This window comes from Myxococcales bacterium (assembly GCA_016720545.1).
Classification (GTDB): Bacteria; Myxococcota_A; Polyangia; order Polyangiales; family Polyangiaceae; genus JAAFHV01.
Genome location: JADKKK010000002.1, coordinates 496,274 through 518,944 on the forward strand (window position 1 = coordinate 496,274; position 22,671 = coordinate 518,944).

Below are 22,671 nucleotides of genomic sequence, written 5' to 3' on the forward strand. Positions count from 1 at the left end.
CGGCGTGCGAGGGGAGCCTATCGACGGGCCGCTGGCGCCACCTATTCGGTGTCCTCGAGCGCACCGGGCGGCAGCTCGGTGGCGCGCCAGAGGTACCAGGCTGCGAGGGAGCGGTACGGGGCGAGGGGCGCACCGAGCGCCACGAGCTCGGCTGGAGACGGCCGCTCGTCGAGCCGGAACGTGCGCCTCGCGCCCTCTTGCACGCCAAGGTCGTGGATAGGGAACACGTCGGGGCGGCCGAGCCGAAAGATCAGGAGCATCTCGACGGTCCAGCGGCCAACGCCGCGGACGCGGGTGAGTCGCTCGACGAGCACGTCGTCGCCGAGGCGCGCGGCCCCGCGCATCGTAGGGAGGCGCCCGTCGGCGCAGTGCGCCGCGAGATCGCGCATCGCGAGGAGCTTCGCTGCGGAGAGGCCGGCCCCGCGGAGGGTCGCGTCGTCCGCCTGGGCGAGCGCCTCGGGCGAGAAGTTGCCGCTTGGCGTGGCGAGCAGCGCGGCCTCCACGCGGCCGAAGATCGTCGCCGCGGCCTTCGTGGAGAGCTGCTGCGACGTGATCGCGCGGGCGAGCGCGAAGAAGAGCGTCGGCGCCGGGCCCGAGCCGAGCTCCAGCAGGCCGGTCGCGGGGCCGACCCGCGTGATGAGGCGCGCCATGAGCCGCGAGCGGGCCGAAAGGTGGGCCGCCGCCGTGGCGAGATCGTACCGGAGGCGCGTCACGGCTTCGCGTTGAGGAGCCGTGGGCTTGCCGCTTGCCCCTTGATTCCCTTATGAATTTCGATACCGCGCCCCGCCTCGCGGCCCTCGGCGTAGGCGGCGGTGCGGCGCTCCCCGGCCGAGCGCACGTGGCGCACGTGCGGGTGGCGTCGGCGGTAGTAGCCGTGGAGGTCGGCGTCTCGCACCCACACCAGGCCGTCCTCCTGTTGGGCCATGGCGTCGCGGCCGAGCTTCTCGAGCATTCCGTGCATGACCCCGGCGAGGAAGCGGCGTCGGTCGGCGTCGCCGGGCAGGCCGCGCGCGCGCTTGTGCTCGGCCCAGAGGCGCTCGGCGGTGCGGAGCAGGTACCCGTGGACGTACTCGGCGATCTCCAGGTTCTCCGGCGTGCCGCACACCTCGAGGACGCTGCCGCGCTTCCCCTCCAGCGGCCTGTAGACAGGGATCCAGATGCACTCGACGAAGAAGTGGTGCGCGAGGATGAGCGAGAGCGCGCGCTCTGCCTCGGTGACCCGCCCCGTGGGCCGGCCCAGGTGCCGAAATGAGTGGCCGCGAGCCGCGCGTGCTGCCGAGAGGTCGAGGTTGTGCTTCAGCAGGAGCCGCTGCGCCGCGAGCATGGCCGCCTCGGCCTCGTGCACGTTCGGGCTCTCGGCGAGGGCGAGCAGGCGCGCGACCCGCGAGGCGATGCGGTCCGAGGCCGGGTCGGTCGCGTCGGGTAGCCCCGTGGCCCGCCCGTCGATCGCGAGGCGCGCGCAGAGCTCGCGGAACACGGGGCCGTGCGCGGTCTCGTCCAGATCGCCGTGGCGCTCGCTCATGTACTGGTGCGCCATCTCGTGCTTCAGCACCTCGACGACCGTGCCCCAAGGCTCGCGCACGACGAGGGAGCTCGAGATCTCGATGGTCCGGGACGACGGCACCCACCGCCCGAGCCGGCTCTCGACGGGGACCAGCTCCACGCGCGGTGTGGTGAGCGCCCCACGGAAGAGCGACGCGTTGAGGAGCCGATGGTGCTCGACCAGCTCGCGCAGCAGCGCGGCGGAGAGCGCTGCCCCGAGCGCGGTCATCGTGGCTGCTCGACCGAGAAGAGCGAGTCGGAGTACGCGACGCGGGCCTTGTGGCAGTCGACGCAGATGGCAGGTCGACCCGAGAAGAGCACCTTGCCTTCGGCGTTGTATTCGGCGAAGAACCAGCCGTCGTCGGCGTCGCTGCGGCGCTCCATGACGGCCACGATCGAGAGCTTGGCGCCGGAGTAGCCTTCCTTGACCACGATCGAGCCCTTGGGCCAGGCCGGGCTCAGCCCCGCGCGCGGAACCATTCTGTTTGGATCGCTGATGGCGCCGGCGATCACGGGGTTCACGTAGACATCGACCGCCCCCGCGTGGGCCGTGTAGCTCGGCTGGCGCTCGGGTAGGGTGGGCGCGCGCCGCCAGGACGTGTAGTTCGCGGACTTCACCCGAGCGAAGAGCTCGTCGGCGCTCTGCGGTTCTTGGTTCTCGCCGCTGCACCCCGCCAGCGCCGCCGCCGCGATCACGAGCCAAGTCGCGCGCCCAGAGCCGGTCGAGGGAGACATCTTTCGAGTCATACCGCCGGCGCGGCCGAATGAGAATGAGAACCCTCGGGGACACGCCCCATCTTCGAGCGGGATACCGGGTTCGAACCGGCGACATTCAGCTTGGGAAGCTGACGCTCTACCAACTGAGCTACACCCGCGAGCGACCGAGAATATACAGCCACGGCGCGCCGGAGCGCAACGCCCTCGTGCGAGCCCGCCAAAATGTTCGACGGGGGAGCGGCGGTGAAAAGCAACGGCCCGGGCGTCGCTTCGGACACCCGAGCCGTCGGTACGATCCCTGGCTACGGCCACGCTTGCGGAGAGGACAGCGCCTCGCCGGCCGCGTGGCGAGCGGCCTGCGAACCGGAACTGTAGCTCCGGTCTACGCGGCCCGCCCTGTAGGTCGGGATTGGTGTGTACTCTGCATGAGATGCTCCTCCTCCGGCGTACCGGCACCCGGCGTGGGACCGCGGTCGAGCCGTGGGCGCTTGCTCCTTTCAGGAGGGCGCAGCGGCCATCGCGCGAAGCCCGGGCCGTGGTGTTTCGATCGTGGAAGGATTTCTCCTTCGGTGTGGGGCGCGCGCCGCGGGAAAAACCGCGCCGGATCATTCCGGGAGGCCAGCTCCGCGCGTGCCCGTTCTCTTGAACGTAGCATCGGGTCGGGTTCGCGCGAGGGGGGCGCGCGATCTTTTCGCGTTCTCGGCGCGGATCGAGCGCCGCGTCACTGGGGGAGGACGGCCGCCTTCACGTCGTAGGTCATCGTGCACGGGAGGGTCGAGAATTCTCCCCCCGCGCTCGCGAGCTGCCCTGCGCAGTCGCCCGACTTGGCGCTGAACTTGTAGACCAAGGCCCCGACGAACGACGTGGGAGGCTCCCCCTGCAGCGTGGCCGAGAGCGTGTCGGTTCGATGCATAGTGCACCCAAGTGCGCCCGCTCGTTCGTCGGCCTTGGCGACCACGACGTCGAGCTCGGCGACCACGCGGACCCGGCCCGCCTCGTCGATGAGGCCCTGGAGTGGCACCGTGGAGCCTTGCACCCAGTTGAGAGTGTTGCCCTCCCGCGAGAGCCGCACCTCGTAGCGGAACGTGGGCGCGGCCTTCCCGCACGTGGTCCCGAGCAGCGACCCGTTCACTGCGAAGGTGCCGAGCTTCTCGCCGGGCTCGCGTGTGTCGCGTGTTCCCGCGCACGCGGTCACGAGCGCGACGAGCGCGACGAGCGCGACGGGCGCGACGGGCGGCGAGCGCATGCCTTTGCACTATCCAAGGAGGCCCCGGTGAGGCAACTTCCGCGCGTGGGAGACGACGCCCCTCAACGCGTGTCGACCGCGGCCCGACCCGCCCAACCCTACGCCGCGGCGCTCGCCCGGCGAGCGCTCCTCGGGCAGCTCGTCCTGTTCGCGGTCGCCCTCGCGGTGTCGTCCGCGACGGACGAGGGCGGCGTCGCGCTCGCCGAGCGCCTCGCGCGCACGCTGCCGCTCGCTCCGCTCACGTCGGCGCTCGCGGCGGCCTTGGTCGTGCTGCAGGCGCGTCGACGCGGCGAAGAGCGCGCGCTGGCCGCCGTGGGCCTCGCGCCGGCGACGCTCGGCCTCTGGTGCGCGTTGGTCGCGAGCGCCACGCCCAGCGCGGCCGGGCTGGCGATGGCTGTGGGGGCGGTGGACGTGGCGGAGTTCTACCCGTCGCCGCCGCGAGCCCCGATCTTCGTCGACGACGGTGTCACGTTCTCGTCGGCCGAGCTGGGCGTGGCGGTCGGCCGCGACGGGGACCTGCGACCGCTCGCCGCTCCGGCCACCGGAGCAGGGGCGCACGCGCTCCCATCGCACGCGCGCGGGGTCGCCGCGCTCGTCTCGGTGGTGAGCGGGCTCGCCCTCGCGCTCTCGGCGACCCGCGCACGCGCGCGCCCCGCGCGAGGGGGGAGAGAGCCGCGAGGGGCGGCCGCGCGCGCGCTCGCGGCGGTGGCGCCAGGCCTCGTCGCCTCGGTCGCGACGCTGCTGACCTTCCAGCTCGCCGCTGCGGGCCGTGTCCCCACGGCGCTCGCGGCGGCGCCCATGCTGGGTTTGCTCGTCCGGGAGGTTGTCGCCTACCGTAGCGCGCGATGAGCAGCTCATCCTCGATCCCCGTACGCGCTGCGCTCCCCGAGCCCATCCGCTTCGAGCGCTTCCCCGCCTCCGAGCACGTCGTGCTGGTGCACGGGGGCGCCGGGGCCGTGCCCGAGGCGTCGCGCGCCGCGCACGCGGCCGGTTGTCTACGCGCTGCGCACGCGGGGGCCGAGGTGCTCCGCGCGGGCGGCCGAGCCCTCGACGCCGTGTGCGCCGCGGTGATCGTCCTCGAGGACGATCCGCTCTTCAACGCAGGGACCGGGGCCTGCCTCGACGAGTCAGGCGCGCTCTCGCTCGACGCGGCGGTCATGGACGGGCAGCGCCTCGACGCGGGCGCGGTCGCGTGCCTCCCCGCGTTCGCGAACCCCGTACGCATCGCCCTGCGCGTGCTCGAGGCGGGCGGGCCCATCCTGCTCTCCGGGGAGGGCGCCCGGGTCTACGCGGTGGCCCAAGGCTTCGCGCCCGCGGGCGACGCCATGGTAACCTCGGCCGCACGCGCGAACCTCGCGGACGCGAAGACCCGCGGCGCTACGCTGGGGTGGGCCGGTGGGACCGTAGGCGCGGTCGCCCGCGACGCGCGCGGGCACGTGGCAGCGGCGACCAGCACGGGCGGCAAGACCAACAAGAAGATCGGCCGCGTGGGCGACACGCCGATCCTCGGAGCGGGCACCTACGCCGACGACGCGCTCGGCGCGGCCTCGGCCACCGGCGACGGCGAGGCCTTCATGCGGCTCTTGCTCTCGAAGTCGGCGGTCGACGCGCTCGCAGCTGGCCGCGCCGACGCGGCGCGCGAGGTCATCGCGCACCTCGGCGCGCGGCTCGGTGCGCTCGGAGGGATCTTGCTCGTGTCGCCAAGAGGGGAGGCGAGCTTCGCGCGCAACACCGAGACGATGAGCTACGGGGTGGTGGGCCCTGGCTTCGAGGTCTGCGGGACCTAAAATGCGAAAGGCGTGCAACTCCGAAGAGTTGCACGCCTTCTTCAGCGTGTCGCGCTGCGGCTCAGCCCTCTTGGGCGGTGCTCGAGGCCTTGAGGTCCATCGCGTCCTGAAGCCCGCAGCGCAGGCGCGTGGCGCGCTTGATGCGCTTCTTCTTCAGCGGGGTGGCGAGCCACTCGTGACGCTTCCTCATGTTCCAGATCGCGCGATTAGCCATAACTTCCTTCGAATCTCCTCAGCAGGCGTGGCCCGAGACGGACCGCCAGACAATCGTGCGCGGAACGTATCTGCGTTTCTGTGCAGCGTCAAGCGGGTTCACCCCGACACCTCGCCTTCGGCTCGGGCTCGCCATCGACCTTCGTCCGCCCGTTCGGAGCTCACCTCCGGGTTCGGGTCGGCGACGGGCTCAGTCGGGGATAGGCACGAGCTTCACGTCGAGGAGCACTGGCGCGTCCTCCGCGACGACTCGGCGGTCGAACGGGAGGTACCCGGGGGCGACCACGGTCACGTAGTGCACGCCCCGGGGGAGCGCGACTCCCCGCGCGGCGACGACCTCGAGCGAGCCGACGGCGATGTCGTCGACCGTCACCGACGCCCCGCGGGGCTCGCCTCGGAGGCGGAGGCTCACCGTGGCCGTCTCACGCGCAGGCGCGCAGGCAGCGAGTGACATGGCAGCGGAGACGGCGAGCGTGAGCGGGAGCCGCGAGCCCATCACTCCCACTCGATGGTCGCGGGGGGCTTCGACGAGATGTCGTAGACCACGCGGTTGATGCCGGGCACCTCGTTGATGATGCGCGACGAGAGCACGCGCAGCAGCGAGTAGGGCAGCTCCGCCCACTCGGCGGTCATGCCGTCGGTCGACGTCACGGCGCGGATCGCGCACGTCTCCTCGTAGCTTCGGAAGTCGCCCTGTACGCCCACCGAGCGCACGGGGAGCAGCACGCAGAACGACTGCCACAGCTCGCGCTCGAGGCCCGCCCGGCGCACCTCCTCGGTCACGATGCGGTCGGCCGCGCGCAGCGTGGCGAGCCGCTCCCGCGAGAGGTCGCCGAGGACGCGGATCGCGAGCCCGGGCCCCGGAAATGGCTGGCGATCGACCAGCTCGGCGGCGACCCCGAGCTCACGCCCGGCGGCCCGCACCTCGTCCTTGAACAGATCCCGCAGCGGCTCGACGAGCTTCATGTGCAAGTCCTTCGGCAGGCCGCCGACGTTGTGGTGGCTCTTGATGACGGCGCTCGGCCCCTTGCTGGAAACGCTCTCGATGACGTCGGGGTAGAGGGTGCCTTGAACGAGGAAGGCGGCGCCCTCCACCTTGCGCGCCTCCTCCTCGAACACTTCGATGAACACGCGCCCGATGGTCTTTCGCTTCGTCTCGGGATCGGTGACGCCGTGGAGGGCCGAGAGGAAGCGCTCGGTCGCGTCGACCGCGATCACGCGCAGGTGGGGCGCGAGCTCGGCGAAGGTGCGCACGACTGTCTGGCGCTCGTCGTGACGGAGCAGGCCGTTGTCGACGAAGATGCAGGTGAGGCGCTCACCGATGGCGCGCTCGCAGAGGATGGCCGCGATCGAAGAGTCCACTCCGCCCGAGAGGCCGCAGATGGCCCGCGCGTCGCCGACCTGCTCTCGCACCGCGGCGATCGCCGCGTCGGTGAACGAGCGGGTCGTCCACGTGCGCTTCACGTCTGCGACGTCGAAGAGGAACGCGGACAGCATGTCGGCCCCACGCGGGGTGTGCGCGACCTCCGGGTGAAACTGCACGCCGTAGAGGCGCCGCGCGGCGTCGCCCACGACGCAATAGGGTGTCCCGTCGGAAGAGCCAAATTCCTGAAATCCCTCGGGAAGGGCGACGATGTGATCGCCGTGTGACATCCACACGCGGACCGCCTCGCCGGCGGTGAAGCGAGCCAGCGGGCCTGCGGGCTCGCGCACCGTGAGCGTCGCGCCGCCGTACTCGCGACCGCCCGAGGCCTCGACCCGGCCGCCGAGCGTGTGCGCCATCCACTGGAGCCCGTAGCAGACACCGAGGACCGGCACGCCGAGATCGAAGAGAGCGCTGGCCGCGGCGGGGGCCTCCGCCTCGTAGACGCTGCTCGGGCCACCCGAGAGGATGATCGCCTCGGGCGCGTGCGCGCGCAGCGACTCGATCGACAGCGTGTAGGGCTCGATGGCGCACGGCGCACCGAGCTCCCTAACCCTCCGCGCGATGAGCTGAGTGTATTGGGACCCGAAGTCGAGGACGAGGACGCCGCCGGAGCTCATGGCGCCACCTCGCCTTCGGCTCGGGTCCGCCGTCGACGTTCGTTCGCCCCTTCGGGCCTCACTTCCAGGTTCACGCGATGCCCCTAGCACGTCCGCGCGCCCCGCGTGCGCCCGGCGCCCGCGGTCTCCGCGGTTTGGGACGCGACGACCGTGCGGGCGGCAGAAATTCGCGTGCGACGAAGCACAGCCGAATAGAGTGCAGGGCATGATCGTCCGAGTCGCCCGGATCGGCGCCGTCGTCACGCCACTGCCCGCGTACCAGACCGATCAGGCCGCTGGGCTCGATCTCCACGCGGCGCTGGACGCCCCCGTGGTCCTCGCCCCGGGGGAACGCCGCGCGATCCCGACGGGCCTGGCCTTCGCGATCCCGCCGGGGTTCGAGGCGCAAGTGCGCCCCCGCTCGGGCCTCGCTCGCGACTGGGGCGTCACCGTCCTCAACGCGCCGGGCACGATCGACGCCGACTACCGCGGAGAGGTGTCGGTGGTCCTCGTGAACCACGGCCAGCGCGCGTTCGAGATCGCCCCCCTCGCACGCATCGCGCAGCTCGTGGTCTGCCCCGTCGTCCGCGCCGAGCTCACGCTGGTCGACGGGCTCGACGAGACGGCCCGCGGCGTGGGCGGCTACGGTTCCACTGGGCGGTGATCCCAGATACATTGGGGGGGCCCGCGGGCCAGGGAAGGGAGCCATGACCGAGCCAGCAAACGCCGCCGCAGACGACAGCGAGGGGGCCGCGCGTGAGCCGGCCACGGCCGGCGGAGCAGGCGCGGAGGCCGCCCAGCCTGGCGCCGCGGAGCCCACGGGGAGCGCGGTGGCGATGGCCGGCGACGCGGCCGGCGCGCCCGCGCCCGCGCCCAAAGGCCAAGGGCCGGACCCGGAGGGCGAGACCACGCCGCTCGTCGACGAGGCCATCGAGCCGAGCCCACTCAGCGCCCGGCTCGCGTCGCGCCCGCCGGAAGCGCCGATCAGCCGTGCGCCCGCCTCGCAGCGCGTCGAGGACGCGAACAAGCGGATCGGGTCGACCCTGAAGGGCTGGCGCCTCGCGCAGGTGCTGAGCGTCGACGGCGCGACGGCGTCGTTCGAGGCCATCAAGGGCGCGGGCGACGCGGGGGAGCGCGCGATCGTCCGAGTGATGTTGGGCGAGGTCGCCAAGAGCGAGCGTGCCCGCAGCCATTTTCTGCGCTCGGCGTACGCCTCGGGCAGGTTCACCCATCCGCGGGTGGTCCCCGTCACGGCCGACGGCGTCGACGACGAAGGCGCTCCCTTCACCGTCCGTCCGTGGGTGCACGGCGAGCCGCTACCCACCTACGCGCGCCTCAACAATGTGGACGAGCAGCGCGTGCTGCGCATCGCCGAGCAGCTGCTCGACATCCTCGAGATCGCCCACGCCCACGGCATCGTCCATGGCGACTTGCGGCCCGAGAGCGTGCTCATCACGACGCGCGGCTCGGCCCGCCTCATCAACTTCGCCACGCCGCCTGGCCTCAGCGCGCGCGCCGACTCCGAGAGCCCCCTTGGCGCGCTGCGGATGGGGCCGTTCACGGCCCCGGAGCGCTGCGTCTCGGAGGGGGGCGCGGCGAGCGAGCAGGCCGACGTGTGGTCCGTCGGCGCGGTGATGTTCTTCGCGCTCACGGGCGAGCCGCCTCGCGGCGACGGCACCACGCTCGAGGCCCTCGCGCGGCCGGCGCGCCCCCTCGCCGAGGTGCTGAAGGGCGCGTCGCCCACGCTCGCGGCCGTCATCGACCACGCGCTTCAAGCCGATCCCTCTCTGCGCTATGACAGCGCCTACGCGATGCTCGGCGATGTGCGTCGGGTCGCCGCGGGCCGTCCGCCGAAGCTCGCGAAGGCTGCGGGGGCTGTCCCTTCCGGGGTGCTCTCGGAGGGGCCGCCGTCGACGGTGCGACCGCTCCCGTTCCGCGCGGCCTCGAAGCCCAACGTGGGCGGCGCGCAGGCGAAGAGACAGGGCGCCTCGCAGTGGCGCGGTAACCTGACGCTCGCCGTGCTCATCGCCGCGCTGCTGGCCTCGGCGACCTACGTCATGTTCCGCGAGAAGTCCGAAGAGCGACGCCGCCCGACCACGCCGTCGGCCGAGTAGCGCGGACGGGAGTCTATCAACGGGCTGCTAGAGCGCCGAACCGCTTGATTCGGTCGGCTTTTCGCCGATTTACGTCGCCGTACTTCGTTGCTCCTCCTCGCCTAGCAGCAGTAGGACTCGTCGTCGCGCCTCGCACGGCTCGCAACTCGGCGAAAGTCCTCGGTCATCAAGCGGTTCGGCGCTCTAGTCCCCTGGAGTCGTGGTTCGTACCAGAAGCCCGGTCTTCGGTGTCATGCCGAGGAGCGAGGGGGTGCCCCGTTTTCGGCGGCGGCGGGCCCGTCCTCAACTCGGACGTCGTTCCGCGCGGTGGAGGCGGCGCTTTGCGCTCGGGGACAGTGGTTTCGGGTGTGACCGCGCGAGAACGCCGACCCTCGAACATGAGTATCCTCCCGCCGCCGCCGAAAACGGGACACCCCCTCGCTCCCTTGTGGCGAAAGGCCGAGCCGCGCGACTTCTGGAAGGGATCACGCCTCCAGGGGACTAGAAGGGCAGACCCACCATCACGCGATGGCTCGAGAGGGACAGGCTCCGCAGGTCGGCTTGGAAGCCGTAGGAGAGCTCCACAGGCAAAATGAGCTGTGGAAGGTGCATGCGAACCTGGGGCCCGAGGAGCACGCCGCCGCCCTTGTACGTGCTCTCGCGCGCGACCAGGGCCGGGCGGCAGGGGCCGGCCGCTTGCCCCGCGCACTCGGGGCTCTCGTAGGTGAGCGAGGGCTCGGTGGACCAGCCGCGGTCGACGTAGAACGTCGGCCCGGCCGCGAACGTGAGCGACATGGGCAGCTTGGTGTAGCGAAACAGGCTCACGCGGTAGCCCACTCCCAGCTCGAAGACCCCGCGCACCCGCGTGAAGCTGGCGAGCGGGGAGACCGTGTCGGGGCGCGTCGCGAAGCCGAGCCCGAGGTGTGTGGTCAGGGCGAGGTGCCCGAAGACGACCGAGCTGCCGGCGAAGAGGCCGTAGTAGTTGGCGGTCTTCTCCTGCTGCGTAAACAGCCCTACGGCGCCGTCGTCGATGTGGGGCAGGCCGCGAAAGCCAGGGCCCCGGGCACGGCCCTTGAGGTAGACGCCGTAAAGGATGGGGACCCCGAAGCCGATGCGGTTCGCGAGGACCTGAGACGATACCGCGACGACCCGGCCGTCGCAGGTGAGCATCGGACCGCCCGAGTTTCCTGGGGCGATGAGCGTGTCGGTCTGGAGGTGGTCTCCGTTCACGGCGCTCACGATGCCTTGCGACACGCTGAACTTGAGGACCCCGCGGTAGTCGTCCTCCGCGAGCGTGCCGTACGGGTGCCCCAGCGCGACCACCGGCCAGCCAGGTTCGACGTGCTGCCGAGGGAGCAGCGGCTCCTCCGCTTGCTCGCGCTCGAGCTCGAGGAGCGCCACGTCGTGCGCGGGATCCGCGGCGACGACCTCACCCGCCTGCGCGGTGCCGTCTGCGAGGACGACGCGGGCGTAGCGGCTGGTCTCCACGACGTGGAGCGCGGTGAGCACGTGGCGCCGGCTCCCGAAGATGAACCCCGCGCCTAAGCCGCCCTCCGGGCGCTCGACGACGACGATCTTCGCGCGGGATTGGCGGTAGAGCCGCGCCGCGAAGTCGGGCGTACAAGGTGGCCCCGTGTCACGCCGGAGCGCAGGCGGCGCGGGTGGTTCAATGAGCACACCACCTTCGTCGCCGGCTGGGCCTGTCGGGGCGCTCGCGAGGTCGGAGCCGCGCGCGGGGGAGGCGAGGGCGCTGGCGAAGAGCACCAACCCGCCGGCGAACGCCTGAACCTGCCCCCGTCGCGGCGAGGCGAGCCGCGGCTTCATCCGCCGGAGCCCGCGGGCGCGGCGGACGAGCTGGGCGAGGGCGGCGGCCGCGGTGAGGCCGAGGCGCCCAGGAAGGTGAGGTAGTTGCGTGCCTGCACGACGAGCGGGCTCTCCGGGTAGTCGCGCGCGACCGCCTCGAAGGCCTCCTTCGCGTCGGGGAGCTGCTTCATCTTCAGGTAGGTCTCGCCGAGGAGCACGAGCGCCTCCGGCTCGAGCCCCGAGCCCGTGTGGCCGGCCACGCGCGCGAGCTTCGGCTTCGCCGCCGGAGGTCGGGGGCGAGCGGACGCCGTGTTGCGGCCGCCGCGCACCTCGAGCTCGTGGGGATCCGCCTCGTGGGCCGGCTCGAGCTCTGGGTGCGACGCCTCCGCCCCGCCGAAGTTGTGGAGCGCGTACAGAATGCGCCCGACGGCCGCGGTGTAGTTCGCGCGGTTCAGGTAGAAGCGCGCGACGTAGAGCTCGTGCCGGACGAGGCGGGCGGTGACGTCGGTCAGCAGCGTGCGAACGTGGTCGCTCTCCTTCGCGTCGGGGTAATCGGCGATGAAGCTCTTCACCTCGCGGTAGGCGTCCATCACGACGGCCTGGTCACGCTCGTCGGCGGACGGGAGCAGCAGCGACTCGTTGATCTGCTTGTATTCGGCCTCGGCGATTCGGGCGCGGGCGTACACGACCTCGGTCTGATCGGCGCGGTGATCGTGCACGAACTGCCTGTACTGCCGCACCGACTCCGCGAGCTTGTCTTGGGCGAAGTCGATGTCGGCGAGGCGGAGCTCGGAGAGCTTCGCGTAACGCGAGTAGCCGTACTTGCGCTTCACTTCGCGAAAGAGGGCCTGCGCCTCGAGCCAGTTCTTGTCGTCGAACTCGACCATGGCGTCGTCGTACGCGCGCTTCGCGTCCGCCGCGTAGCCCAGCGCCGACTTCGACTCCTGCGGCATGCACCCGGCCGTGAACCCCGCGCTCGTCGCGGTCACCAGGGCGACGGAAGCGAGGAGCCCGCGAGACCACACGACGCGTTTGCCACCTCCGCGAAGCATCGGCCTTGCCTACACTACTTCTCGCCCCGCCACCGCACGATCTTTCGTGCCGGCTCGCCCTCGCCCTGGCGGACGGCCTGACGGACGAGCAGGCGCACCTTCTCGGCGAGCGCGCTCGTCGCGAGGGGCGAGTCGGGAGGCGCCGGATCGAGCGTGACTGCCACGGAGAGATCGTCGGCGACCTCCGCGACCACCCCGAGCTCGGCGCTCGGGAGCGCGACCGTGCCGCGGTAGACGAGCGGGCTGCCCGGCTCCCGCTCGAGCGTCAAACGGAACCCCGTCCTGGGCGGGCCGCCGGTGATCATCGCGACGGCCGGCGGCGGCGGGGGGCGCAGCCCGAAGCCAGGGCTGGGCAGCGGGCAGGGGAGCGAGGGGCTCGGACGACGGGGCGCATTCGCCATTCCCTAGCCGCTCCTGCGCGTCGCTTCAATCGTCGCTTCGAGGGTCGTCGCCTCGGTCGTCGCTGCCGCCGCGTCGCCTGGGCTCGAAGCGACTCGACCGCGCTGCGCGCCGAGGCCGCAGCCGCCCGAGGAGAAGGCCGACCCCGAGGATCCGCGTGTGCAGATTTGCGTGGCGAAACCTGGTAAGCGTTCCCGGAGCATGGTCGAAAAGAACCCCATCACGCCCGAGGGTTACGAGAGGCTCCGCGATGAGCTGCACCAACTGCGCACGGTCGAGCGCCCGCGGGTGATCCAGATGATCGCCACCGCCCGCGAGCACGGCGACCTGAAGGAGAACGCCGAGTACCACGCGGCGCGCGACAAGCAGTCGTTCATCGAGGGGCGCGTGAAGGAGCTCGAGAACAAGCTGGCTCGTGCGGAGGTCATCGACCCGGCGAAGGTCGACAGCCACCGCGTCGCGTTTGGCGCGACCGTCACGCTCCTCAACGTCAAGACGGACGAGGAGGTGGTCTACCGCATCCTCGGCGCCGACGAGGCCGACCTCGAGAAGGGCTCGATCAGCATCACGAGCCCGCTCGCGCGTGGCCTCATCGGCAAGGAGGCGGGCGACGAGGTGAAGGTGCGTATGCCGGGCGGCGACCGCACTTACGAGGTCGTGGAGGTCGTGTACAAGTGAGCGTCGAGAAGTGAGCGCGGCTCGCAACACGGCGACGGCACCGCGCGCGCTACGGACCACGTGAACCGCCCTCTCTGGTGTCCATGAGCGCCGCGCCTCCGGCGGGCGTGGCGACGCTCGCCCCGCGGATGCTCGCCCGGGCGGGGCGCGTGTTGCTCGCGTGGGCGCTGCTCATCGCCCTGGAGAACGTGGTCGTCGGCGTCGGCTACCGACACCTCTTCGTAGGCTACTGGGAAATGGCGGCCGCGCGCGTCCACCTGAGCCCGCTGCTGCTCGTCGCGCTCGTGCCCGCTGCGCTCGCCTTGGCTTGCGCGGCAGAGGTCTCGCAGCGCGCGCCGGCCGTCACCCTGCGCCGCGCGTCCTCCGCGGCGGCGGCGCTGTTCGGCGCCGTCGCGGCGCTGTCCGTCTCGACCGGCCGCCACACCGAGAGCTGGGCCGTTCGAGCGCCCTTCATGCTGGCCACCGGGCTGGCGCTTGGTGCGATCGCGTGGGCCGCGCTCCCTCGTCTCCACGCGGCGTCGCCCGGGCAGCGCGCCGCCCTGGGCGTGGGCCTCACCGGCGCGCTCTGGTCGGCAGATTCCTTCGTTCTTCCAAGGCTTTATCCTGGTTTCCACTGGGCATGCTTCTTCCTCCTTTTGCCCGCCTCGTCGCTCCTCGCGGGCGCGTGGGGCGGCGCGAGGAGCGAGGCGCAGGGCGGGGCGCCACGGCGATGGCCGGACCGCGTCGCCTACGGAGCGCTGGCGCTCGCCCTCGCCTTCGCGCCGCTCGTCCCCCGCGCGGCGCGCGCGGTGTCTCGTCAGGACAACCTGCGCCTCGTGCTCCTCGAGCGCGCCCCGCTCCTCGGGCGCGCCGTCCGCCTCGCCGCGCGGGTGGCGCCTCCCGAGGACACCAACGAGGCGCCCGCCGTCCCCGGCCTCGCGACCGAGTCCGCGCGCGCGCTCGACTGGACGGGCGGCGACGTGGTCCTGCTCACCGTCGACGCCCTCCGCGCCGATCACGTGACCTCCTACGGCTACGGGCGCGCGACGACCCCGCACCTCGACGCGCTCGCGGCCCGGGGGACCCGCTTCGATCGCGCATATTGCGCGACCCCGCACACGTCCTACTCCGTCACCTCCATGCTGACGGGCAAGTACATGAAGCCGCTGCTCGCGCTCGGCGTCGGCGACGACTCCGAGACCTGGGCCGCCCTGCTTCGGCGCTACGGCTTTCGAACCGCCGGCTTCTACCCGCCGGCGGTCTTCTTCATCGACGAGGCCCGCTTCGCGACGTTCCGCGACAGTGGCTTCGGCTTCGAGTACCGCAAGGTGGAGTTTGCCGACCGCGCCACGCGCGTCGCGCAGGTGAAGAGCTACCTGTCACGCGCGCCCCACGACAAGCCGCTGTTCCTGTGGGTCCACCTCTTCGAGCCCCACGAGCCGTACGAGGCCCACGCGGGCCACATCTTCGGCGAAGCCGGCCGCGACGTAGACCGCTACGACAGCGAGATCGCCGAGGCGGACGCCACCGTCGGCGACATCAGCGCGGAGGTCGAGCGCCGCCGCCCGGGCGCGACGCTGCTCGTCACCGCCGACCACGGCGAGGAGTTTGGAGAGCACGGCGGGCGCTACCACGGCACGACGGTCTACGAGGAGCAGGTGCGCGTACCGCTCGTGATCGTGGGGCGAGGGGTGCGCGCGCAGGTGGCGTCGGCGCCGGTGCAGACGATCGACCTGCTCCCCACCGTGCTCTCGGCGCTCGGAATCCCGCGGCCGGCGCGCGTGCGAGGCCGCGATCTCGGGGCGATCCTCCGCGACGGTGAGGTCACCGAGGCGGCAAAGCGTGGGTTCGCGTTCTCCGAGACGGACGACTACGCGCTGGTCGCCGAGGGGAGCGAGCGGCTCGTGTGCGCGCGAAAGGTGGGGGCCTGCACGCTCTTCGACGTGGCGACCGACCCCGGGCAGCGGCGTGACCGCGGCGGGGAGACGCCCGCGCGGCTCCGGGCCCTTCGGGCGCGGCTCGCCCAGACCGAGCGCGACCACGGGCGGTACGAGGGCGGCGCGCAGCGGCCCGAGGCGCTGCGGCGCGGTCGCCAGGGCGACGTGGACGCCGCCGAGGACGTGGCCGCGCTCTTCGACGACGCCAGCGTCGCGGTGCGGCGCGAGGCCGCGGAGGTCGCGTTCTTGCTCCACCAACCCTCCACGACCAACGGCGCGCGTCGCGCGCTCGCGCGCGAGGATGATCCGGCGGCGAAGAGCTTCCTCTCGCTCGTGCTTGTGCGGTCGGGCGCGACCGACGAGGCCCCTCGGCGGGCGGCGGTCGCGCTGCTCGAGGGGGCCGACGCGGGGTGGCGTCGCCGCGCCGCGCTCGCGCTCGCCGACGGCGGCGATCCGCGCGGGCTCAACGTGCTCGCGGCGTGGCTCGCAGAGGAGCTCGAGCTCGAGCCTGTCCGCGAGCTCTGCGCCCTGTTCGCCCGCTACAAGGCCCGCGTCGCCGTCCCCAACCTCATCGCGAAGCTCACCGACCTCCGCGTTCGCCCGTTCGCGGCGCAGACGCTCGGGGCCATCGGCGATCCGGCCGCGAAGCCCGCGCTCCTCGCCGCGTTCGCGGCCGAGCGCTACCACCCGACTCGGGAGCGGCTCGCAGAAGCGCTCACCCTCGTCGGCGCAAAAGACGAAATGTATCCATCGCTTGCGCGATTCTCTGGTGTCCCTGAGCCGCTCGTCAACGCGCTCTCGGTGGCGGACAGGGCCGGGCTGCTCGTGCCGCGTCGGGGCGGCCTGCGCGCCGCGGGGCTGGCGGCCGGACTCGCGGGGCCGCGAGCCGGAGCCGCCCGCCTCGAGGGTACGGTGCGCGTGTCGCCGGGCCGGGTCCGCGTACTGCTCGGGGTGCCGGCTGCCGCCGCCGCGGTGGCTCCGACCGCGACGCTCGCCGGGCAGCCGGTCGAGCTGACCCCTCGCGGCATCGCCGACGGCCTCGCACTCCACGTCGGGGAGCGCGTGGTAACGACCGGCGAGGTCGCGCTCGCGGCCGACCACCCGGAGGGCGTGCGGGCGGCTTGGGTCGTCCCGGTGGCCGAGGAGCTCCCGCCGCCTCCGCGCGAGGCGTGGGATGCCGGAGCGCAGCCGCTGGACGACTCGTGGGACTCGGGACTTTCCGGGGACGCGAAGGGCGAGTAAGGTCCGACCGCCCAAGGAGCCTGCCGTGAGCGACGCCAAGAAGACCCCGCAAGACGACGACGTGAAGACCGACGACGCCGCCGCCAAGGCCGCCGCGCCCGCCGCGGCCGAAGGCGAGGGGACTGATCGCGAGGCCGACGAGGAGACCGAAGACCCGTCCGACGAGTCCGAGGGCGACGAAGACGGCGACGAAGACGGCGACGAAGACGGCGACGAGCCCGAGGCCGAAGAGCCGGCCGCTGCCGCCGACGCCGAGCCCGCGAAGCCCAAGAAGAAGCTGGTCGAAGAAGACCTCGAGCTCAGCGACGACCCCGAGCTCGCGCGCGAAGAGCGGGCCCTCGCGGAGCGCCGCTCCAAGCTCAAGAAGAAGGGCGTCGGCAAGGCGGCGCTCGCCAAGGCCGCGTCGAAGAAGCTCGCCGAGGTTCGCGACAAGCGAAAGGCGGCCATCGCCGTCGACGCGGCGGATCCGCTGCTCGCGCGCACGAACCAGGTCGGCGCGTGGCTCCAGAACAACCAGCGCGCCGTGCAGGTGGCCGGTGGGCTCGTCGCGCTCGGCCTCTTCGGGACGGGCGGCTACCTCTACTACCAGCAGAAGCACGAGAGCGACGCGTCGGTGGTGCTCGCAGGCGCGATCACGGACGAGCGTGGTCTCATCGGCGAGGCCCCCGCCGACGACGACGAGAACCGCCTGAAGGACCCGCGGCCTTACTTCAAGACCGCCGAGGACCGCCGCGAGAGCGCGCTCAAGAAGTACAAGGAAGTGCAGGCTCGCTTCGCCGGCACCGGCGCAGCCTATCTCGCCAGGCTCGCCGAGGCCTCGGTCCTCCTCGACAAACGCGACGCCGACGGCGCCATCGCTGCCTACACTGAGGCGAAGGCCACGCCGCTCGCGCAGGCCGACCTCGAGGTGCGTGGGCGTGCCACCGAGGGGCTTGGCTTCGCGTACGAGCTCAAGGCGAACCTCGATCCGGCGCAGAAGGACAAGCACCTCGACGCGGCCTTGGCGGAGTTCAAGACCCTCGAGAACGGCGTGGACGCCAAGGGCTTCAAGGAGCTCGGGATGTACCACCAGTCGCGCGTCCTTCAGGCGAAGGGCGACCTCACCCGGGCGAAAGAGCTGCTCCTCAGCCTGCGCGAGCGCATCTCCAAGCCCGGCGACGACCACCCGTTCGCCTACCTGGAGGAGATGTCGAACGACCGCCTCCGGATGATCGACCCGAAGGCGGTCCCGCCTAAGCCCAAGTACAACGACGCGCAGCTCCAGGAGATGCTTCAGAAGCTCCGTGCGGGCGGCGGCGCACCGGGCGGCGCCGGCGGCGGGGACGACGACGAATGACCTCTCGGACCCTCGCCGCCGCGTCGGCCCTCGCGCTCGCAGGCGCCGCGTGCTCTACGCTCACGCCCGAGACAGCGAACGACCGCGCGAACGCCGAGGTGCCGCTCTGGTTTCACCGGCCCATCGGCGCCATCAGCGTCGAGTTCGACAGCGCCGCGCTCGCGTGGGTCGCCGGCAATACGCATGGAATTACGGCGGAGTCGCGCAAGGTGGGCGAGGCGTGGGAGCGCGGCAAGCCCGAGATCGACCCGCGCCGCCACCGGGTCTTCCTCGGCTCGTCCGATCACGGACTGTATGCGCTGCGCGCCGGCGACGGCAGCGTGATCTGGCGCTTCGAGACTCCGTCCGCCGTCCAGTCCGAGCCGCTCTACGACCCAGAAATGGACACGGTGTATTTCGGCGCCCACGACGGCGCGCTCTACTGCGTCCGCGCGGCGACCGGCGAGCTCGTCTGGCGCCACGACAGCGGCGCCGAGGTGGCCAAGAAGCCGGTTCGCGATGGGGAAACGCTCTATTTCGCCAACGCGGCCGACACCCTCGTCGCGGTCGATCGACGCAGCGGCAAGACCCGGTGGCAGGCGCACCGGCAGCCCGCGCTGGGCATGGAGGTCGCGGGATACGCGGGCCCCACCTTCGACCGTGGGCTCGTGTACATGGCCTACAGCGACGGCCACGTGATGGCCTACGATGGCCGCGACGGCACCGAGAAGTGGGCGCCCGTCGACCTCGCGGCGGACGCTGAGCAGGGCGGCGAGGCCGTGCGCTACCTCGACGTCGACACGACCCCCGTGGTCGACGACCTCCCGCAGGGCCGCGTCGTGTACGTCGCGAGCTACGCTGGCGGCGTGGTCGCCCTCGACGCGCACACCGGCTCGCGCGTGTGGACCAACGACAAGGCGCTCGGGGTCACCGACCTTTTGCTGTTCCGTGAGCCGGCGCACCGGGCCAAGGGGGATCCTCCAGGCGCACCGCTCATCCCTGAGCGTCGCGTCCTGATCGCCTCGAGCGCGAGCACCGGCCTCTGGGGGCTCGACCCCGCGTCGGGCGGGCGGATGCTCTGGCGAAACCGCGTCCCGGAGGGGGGCATCACGGCGCCCGTCGCCGTCGCGGGGGCGCTCCTCGTGGGGACGACCCGGTACGGAGCGTTCCTCGTGTCGCCGCTCAACGGGAAGGTCATCGACGGCCTCGAGATGGGGGGTGGCTTCGCGCACACGCCCGCGGCCTACGGCACGCGCGCGTACCTCTTCTCGAACTCCGGACGCTTTTTGGGCCTCCACATCGCGCCTCCGCTGGAGATGCCCAAGCCCTGACAAGGAAGGCGAAGGCCCGACCGCCATGGCCTCGCTCGCGGGCAGGTAGGGTCCGAGCGCCCGCGCGGGTGGGTGCCAGCGGCCTGCCTGGAAGGAGCGGCGAGCTGACCGACGTGCTCGGCCGGGTCAGCCGCTGGCCGGACCCCAAACATTGGCCCGCGTCGCGTGGCCCTGCGAAGCTGGTCGCTGGATGGACTTCGCTGCGTGGCACGCACGCAAGTCCTGAGAACGCCTCGATATTCACCCCGTTCACTTAGTTTACATAATGCATCTTATGCGAATTTTGTAAGGGGCGGTGAGGGGTCCGCCCGGACGCCTCGCCGCGCGGCCCCTCCACACCTCGTCGTCGGGTCCTGGCGGATCGCGCCTTCCTTCCACGGACGGTCCGGTCCTCGTCGTCGGGTCCTGGCGGAGGGTCGCGGCGTCGTCTCCCGCGGTCGTCGCCGGATGGCCGCGTTTCCGGGTCCCGTCACGCAGGTGGCCCGCTCGCGATCCGGGCGCGCGGCTCCGTCCCCAGCCTCGGCGTCGCGGGCTGCGCCGGCGTTCGCGCGAGCCGGCCGGCTCGTGCGCGAGGGCGGCTTGCTTGTTGGCGATCTTGGCGAGCGGCTCTTGAAAGCGACCCGCGCTCACCTGCCGTCGGTTGGCTCGCAATCGACATTAGATACTGCCGCAAAACAGCTCGAAATCATGAATGATTTAGCAATTTACGGCGCCGCCGGAGCGCCCGTCAGCTCGAGGGCCTCCTCGACGAGCGGCGACGGTCGCTCGCTGGCCACGCACCAGAGTTGGTGCGCCGCGCGGGTGGCGCCGACGTAGAGGGTGTGGCGCGCCTGCGGGGTCGCGGGGTAGCTCGAAGCGGTGGTCTCGAGGAGCACGACCTCGTCGAACTCGAGGCCCTTGGTCTGCCGAACGTCGGTCACCTCGACGCCGGGCTCCCAGGCAAAGTCTTGCTTCGCGACGCGCCGCACGTTGGGCACCTCGGCCCGCACGAGCCCCTCGTAGTAGACCTGCGCCTGTTGCGGGAACCGCGCCACGACGGCCACGTTGGCGGCCGGCTCGGCGCGCGCGAGCTCCTTCAGCGACTCGGCCAGGAAGAGCACGGCCTCGCCCGGTGAGGCGAAGGTGAAGAGCTCCACGGGCGGGCCGTGCCGGGTGGCGATGGGCTCCGCTTCGTGCGCGAAGGGCCCGAGCACGCTCCGGGCGAAGGTCGTGATCTCCGCCGTGGAGCGGTAGCTCACGCGGAGCGGCGAGAGCGAGCGGGCCTCCACGCCGAGCTCCTCCAGCATGTGGTTCCAGTCGAACTCCCCGCGGTCGTCGCCGTCGTCCAGCATGCGCTGGGCCGTGTCGCCGGAGAGCGTGACCGAACCGTCGGCCCCGCCTGCAAGCTCGATGAGGACCCGCAGCTCGACCGGGCTCGCGTCTTGGACCTCGTCGACGAAGAGGTGCGCGACGCGCAGGGGCTTGCCCTCGCCGTCCGTCAGCGGGCCGCGGATGACCTGGTGGATACGGAGCAGGAGCGCGTGGTCCTCGGCGTCGAGCGACGGGGTCTCGCCGTCGCGCTCGCCCTCGTGACGGATGCGCGCCTTGCGGACGCCCCACGCGTGGACCTGGTCGAGCTGCCCGGGTCCAAAGCTCGGCTCGCCGGCGAAGGCGCGACCGAGCAGCTCGCGGTTGGTGGTGAGCTCGTCCCAGGTCGCGAGCACGCTGCGGGTCTCTTTTCGGAGGTCGAGGCCGAGCTTCTCGACCGCGCCGCGGGTGACCTCGGGGAGGGTGTCGGCGGTGCCGATGTCCTTCGAGAACGTCCGCTTGCCGATGAGCCAGAGTCCGAGCGCGGTCGTGCGCGCGTCGGGCGCGCCTTTGCAGGCCGCGAACGCTCGGATGACTCGGTCGCCGTCGGGCCACTTGGTCATGGTCGCCGCGACCTTGCGGTCGAGCCGCCCGTCGAGATCGCGGGCCAGCACGTCGAGAGCGCGCAGCATGCGGGCGCTCGCCTTGGCGCGGGAGACCACCGGCGGGGTGTCCTCCGCCACCTTCGACGGCAGCTTGGGGTAGAGCTCGAGGACCGCCCGAGAGGCCCACTTGGGGAACGTCGTGACGGGCACACCGTTGACGCCGAGCGACGGGAGGACCCGTCCGGTGTAGTGGACGAGCGCCTCGTTCGGCACGATCACCAGCATGCGCTCCGGGCGAAAGCGCGACGGATCGGTCTCGGCGAGGTAGGCCACTCGGTGGAGACCGACGGTGGTCTTGCCGCTGCCCGCGCCGCCTTGGATGGCCACGAGCGACGCGCCCGGGCGCGTGATGAGCTCGAACTGGTCCTTGTCGAGCAGCGCGGCGATCGCCGGGAGCTCCTTGTCTGTGCGCAGCTCGCCGTCGTGACCCACGCCGAGCCGCTTAGGGCCTGCGTCGCGTGGGGCGACGGTCCAGGCGCGCTCGGTCGCGAGGCGCGAAGCCCGAGGATCCAGGCGGCGCCAGCGCCCCTCCTTGCCGAGCATGAAGGTGCCTTGCGGCGACGCCACGCGCTTCAGCGCGCCATCGGCGATGGCCACGCTCCTGCGCGCGAGCACGCGACCCTCGACCGCGCGATCCCCGAGGGTCTCCTCGTAGTCCTCCTCCTCGCCGTAGCGGTAGAAGATGCGGCTCACCGGGGCGTTGCGCCAATCGACGATGCGGAGGCCCGCGCGGGCGTCGAGGTACGACTTGGCGCCGACGAGCACGTCCCGGCGGCGCGGCTTCTTGTCGCCCTCGAACGACTCCTCGAGCCTCAGGTGGCCGAAGTACGGGCTCTTGCGATCGATGGCGCCGGACGTGCCCTTGCCGCGCTGGGCCCGCAGGGCCCCCAAGTTGTGCATTTGCTCGAGGAGCGCGGGGAGGTCCTCGGGCTTGGCGCACGCGATCTGCTCGCGCAGGTCGAGGAGCAGCGCGTCGTCCTCGGCGGGCGCGCTCGCGGCGCGGAGGGCGTCCGCGTCTTCCAGGAGGCCGCTCACGGTCGAGAGGAGCTTCAGCTCCTCCGCGACGATGCGGGCGCCTTCGGGATCATCTTCGAGGCCAGGGATCGAGGGCTCTGGATGGCGCATGGAGGGGAAGCGTTATTCCCGACTCCGGCCCCCTTGCGCAAGGGTGGAGTGCACGGACCGAGTGCACCGGCAGCACCCCTCCGCGCGGGGCGCCCGCTCCCTCCCCTCCAGGACGCGTGGAACCTCTTGAGTTTACATATTATTCTCGCCGCCCGCGCTCGGCTCCGCGATCGGATCGGTGGGCCCGTCGCCGCGCACGGCGAGGCCGAAATCGAGGAGACGCGGGCGAAGGCCTCGC

General features: G+C 72.0%; 19 protein-coding genes and 1 tRNA gene. 8 read left to right on the forward strand and 12 right to left on the reverse strand.

What is annotated here, in order from left to right; genetic code table 11:
- Positions 1 to 41 precede the first annotated feature (41 nt).
- The 5 genes from IPQ09_05955 to IPQ09_05975 form a co-directional block, all read right to left on the reverse strand.
- Complete coding sequence (locus IPQ09_05955; GenBank protein ID MBL0193764.1) at positions 42 to 713, reverse strand: DNA-3-methyladenine glycosylase 2 family protein; 672 nt, start codon at positions 711 to 713, stop codon at positions 42 to 44.
- Positions 710 to 1,735 carry a DUF2786 domain-containing protein gene (locus IPQ09_05960; protein MBL0193765.1) on the reverse strand — a complete coding sequence of 342 codons (1,026 nt, stop codon included), beginning with the start codon at positions 1,733 to 1,735 and terminating at the stop codon, positions 710 to 712. Before IPQ09_05960 ends, IPQ09_05955 begins: the two co-directional genes overlap by 4 nt.
- 32 nt (positions 1,736 to 1,767) lie before the next feature.
- Positions 1,768 to 2,277 (reverse strand): cytochrome P460 family protein, encoded by a 510-nt coding sequence (locus IPQ09_05965; GenBank protein MBL0193766.1) that lies wholly within the window; start codon positions 2,275 to 2,277, stop codon positions 1,768 to 1,770.
- A gap of 67 nt (positions 2,278 to 2,344) precedes the next feature.
- Positions 2,345 to 2,417: transfer RNA gene (locus tag IPQ09_05970), tRNA-Gly, on the reverse strand.
- 563 nt (positions 2,418 to 2,980) lie between these two features.
- Positions 2,981 to 3,505 (reverse strand): hypothetical protein, encoded by a 525-nt coding sequence (locus tag IPQ09_05975; GenBank protein MBL0193767.1) that lies wholly within the window; start codon positions 3,503 to 3,505, stop codon positions 2,981 to 2,983.
- 27 nt (positions 3,506 to 3,532) lie between these two features.
- On the opposite strand from IPQ09_05975, the gene IPQ09_05980 reads away from it, so the two are divergent.
- Positions 3,533 to 4,354 carry a hypothetical protein gene (locus tag IPQ09_05980; GenBank protein ID MBL0193768.1) on the forward strand — a complete coding sequence of 274 codons (822 nt, stop codon included), beginning with the start codon at positions 3,533 to 3,535 and terminating at the stop codon, positions 4,352 to 4,354.
- Complete coding sequence (locus tag IPQ09_05985; GenBank protein MBL0193769.1) at positions 4,351 to 5,292, forward strand: isoaspartyl peptidase/L-asparaginase; 942 nt, start codon at positions 4,351 to 4,353, stop codon at positions 5,290 to 5,292. The genes IPQ09_05980 and IPQ09_05985 overlap by 4 nt, the downstream gene beginning before the upstream one ends.
- Positions 5,293 to 5,353: 61 nt before the next feature.
- On the opposite strand, the gene IPQ09_05990 is transcribed toward IPQ09_05985, so the two are convergent.
- The 3 genes from IPQ09_05990 to guaA all read right to left on the reverse strand — a co-directional run bounded on the left by IPQ09_05990 (position 5,354) and on the right by guaA (position 7,548).
- Positions 5,354 to 5,506 (reverse strand): hypothetical protein, encoded by a 153-nt coding sequence (locus IPQ09_05990; GenBank protein ID MBL0193770.1) that lies wholly within the window; start codon positions 5,504 to 5,506, stop codon positions 5,354 to 5,356.
- A 189-nt stretch (positions 5,507 to 5,695) separates the two neighbouring features.
- Complete coding sequence (locus tag IPQ09_05995; protein MBL0193771.1) at positions 5,696 to 6,001, reverse strand: PEGA domain-containing protein; 306 nt, start codon at positions 5,999 to 6,001, stop codon at positions 5,696 to 5,698.
- On the reverse strand, positions 6,001 to 7,548 hold the full coding sequence (gene guaA, locus IPQ09_06000) for a glutamine-hydrolyzing GMP synthase (GenBank protein MBL0193772.1): 1,548 nt from the start codon (positions 7,546 to 7,548) through the stop codon (positions 6,001 to 6,003). Before guaA ends, IPQ09_05995 begins: the two co-directional genes overlap by 1 nt.
- 205 nt (positions 7,549 to 7,753) lie before the next feature.
- Here guaA and dut point away from each other — a divergent pair, with 205 nt between their 5' ends.
- Together dut and IPQ09_06010 are read left to right on the forward strand one after the other, a co-directional pair.
- A complete protein-coding gene (dut, locus tag IPQ09_06005) occupies positions 7,754 to 8,191 on the forward strand; it encodes a dUTP diphosphatase (protein ID MBL0193773.1) in 438 nt (145 codons plus the stop codon).
- A 43-nt stretch (positions 8,192 to 8,234) separates the two neighbouring features.
- Positions 8,235 to 9,641 carry a serine/threonine protein kinase gene (locus IPQ09_06010; protein ID MBL0193774.1) on the forward strand — a complete coding sequence of 469 codons (1,407 nt, stop codon included), beginning with the start codon at positions 8,235 to 8,237 and terminating at the stop codon, positions 9,639 to 9,641.
- A 480-nt stretch (positions 9,642 to 10,121) separates the two neighbouring features.
- Here IPQ09_06010 and IPQ09_06015 read toward each other — a convergent pair whose 3' ends face one another.
- The 3 genes from IPQ09_06015 to IPQ09_06025 all read right to left on the reverse strand — a co-directional run bounded on the left by IPQ09_06015 (position 10,122) and on the right by IPQ09_06025 (position 12,876).
- On the reverse strand, positions 10,122 to 11,444 hold the full coding sequence (locus tag IPQ09_06015; protein MBL0193775.1) for a trypsin-like peptidase domain-containing protein: 1,323 nt from the start codon (positions 11,442 to 11,444) through the stop codon (positions 10,122 to 10,124).
- Positions 11,441 to 11,878, reverse strand: coding sequence for a tetratricopeptide repeat protein (locus tag IPQ09_06020; GenBank protein ID MBL0193776.1), 438 nt, complete (start codon positions 11,876 to 11,878; stop codon positions 11,441 to 11,443). Before IPQ09_06020 ends, IPQ09_06015 begins: the two co-directional genes overlap by 4 nt.
- Before the next feature lie 611 nt (positions 11,879 to 12,489).
- On the reverse strand, positions 12,490 to 12,876 hold the full coding sequence (locus IPQ09_06025; protein MBL0193777.1) for a hypothetical protein: 387 nt from the start codon (positions 12,874 to 12,876) through the stop codon (positions 12,490 to 12,492).
- Between the two features lie 199 nt (positions 12,877 to 13,075).
- Between IPQ09_06025 and greA the strand changes: the two genes are divergently transcribed.
- From greA to IPQ09_06045, 4 genes are all read left to right on the forward strand, one after another.
- The gene (gene greA / locus IPQ09_06030; protein MBL0193778.1) at positions 13,076 to 13,552 is read left to right on the forward strand and encodes a transcription elongation factor GreA; all 477 of its coding nucleotides are present in this window, start codon (positions 13,076 to 13,078) and stop codon (positions 13,550 to 13,552) included.
- An 83-nt stretch (positions 13,553 to 13,635) separates the two neighbouring features.
- Positions 13,636 to 16,710: a sulfatase-like hydrolase/transferase gene (locus IPQ09_06035; GenBank protein ID MBL0193779.1), complete on the forward strand. Its 3,075-nt coding sequence runs from the start codon at positions 13,636 to 13,638 to the stop codon at positions 16,708 to 16,710.
- A 25-nt stretch (positions 16,711 to 16,735) separates the two neighbouring features.
- Positions 16,736 to 18,046, forward strand: coding sequence for a tetratricopeptide repeat protein (locus IPQ09_06040; GenBank protein ID MBL0193780.1), 1,311 nt, complete (start codon positions 16,736 to 16,738; stop codon positions 18,044 to 18,046).
- Positions 18,043 to 19,356, forward strand: a complete 1,314-nt coding sequence (locus IPQ09_06045) for a PQQ-binding-like beta-propeller repeat protein (GenBank protein ID MBL0193781.1) — start codon at positions 18,043 to 18,045, stop codon at positions 19,354 to 19,356. The genes IPQ09_06040 and IPQ09_06045 overlap by 4 nt, the downstream gene beginning before the upstream one ends.
- 704 nt (positions 19,357 to 20,060) lie before the next feature.
- Here IPQ09_06045 and IPQ09_06050 read toward each other — a convergent pair.
- Entirely contained in the window at positions 20,061 to 22,433 is a 2,373-nt protein-coding gene (locus IPQ09_06050) for an ATP-binding domain-containing protein (protein ID MBL0193782.1), read from the reverse strand.
- Positions 22,434 to 22,671 lie beyond the last annotated feature (238 nt).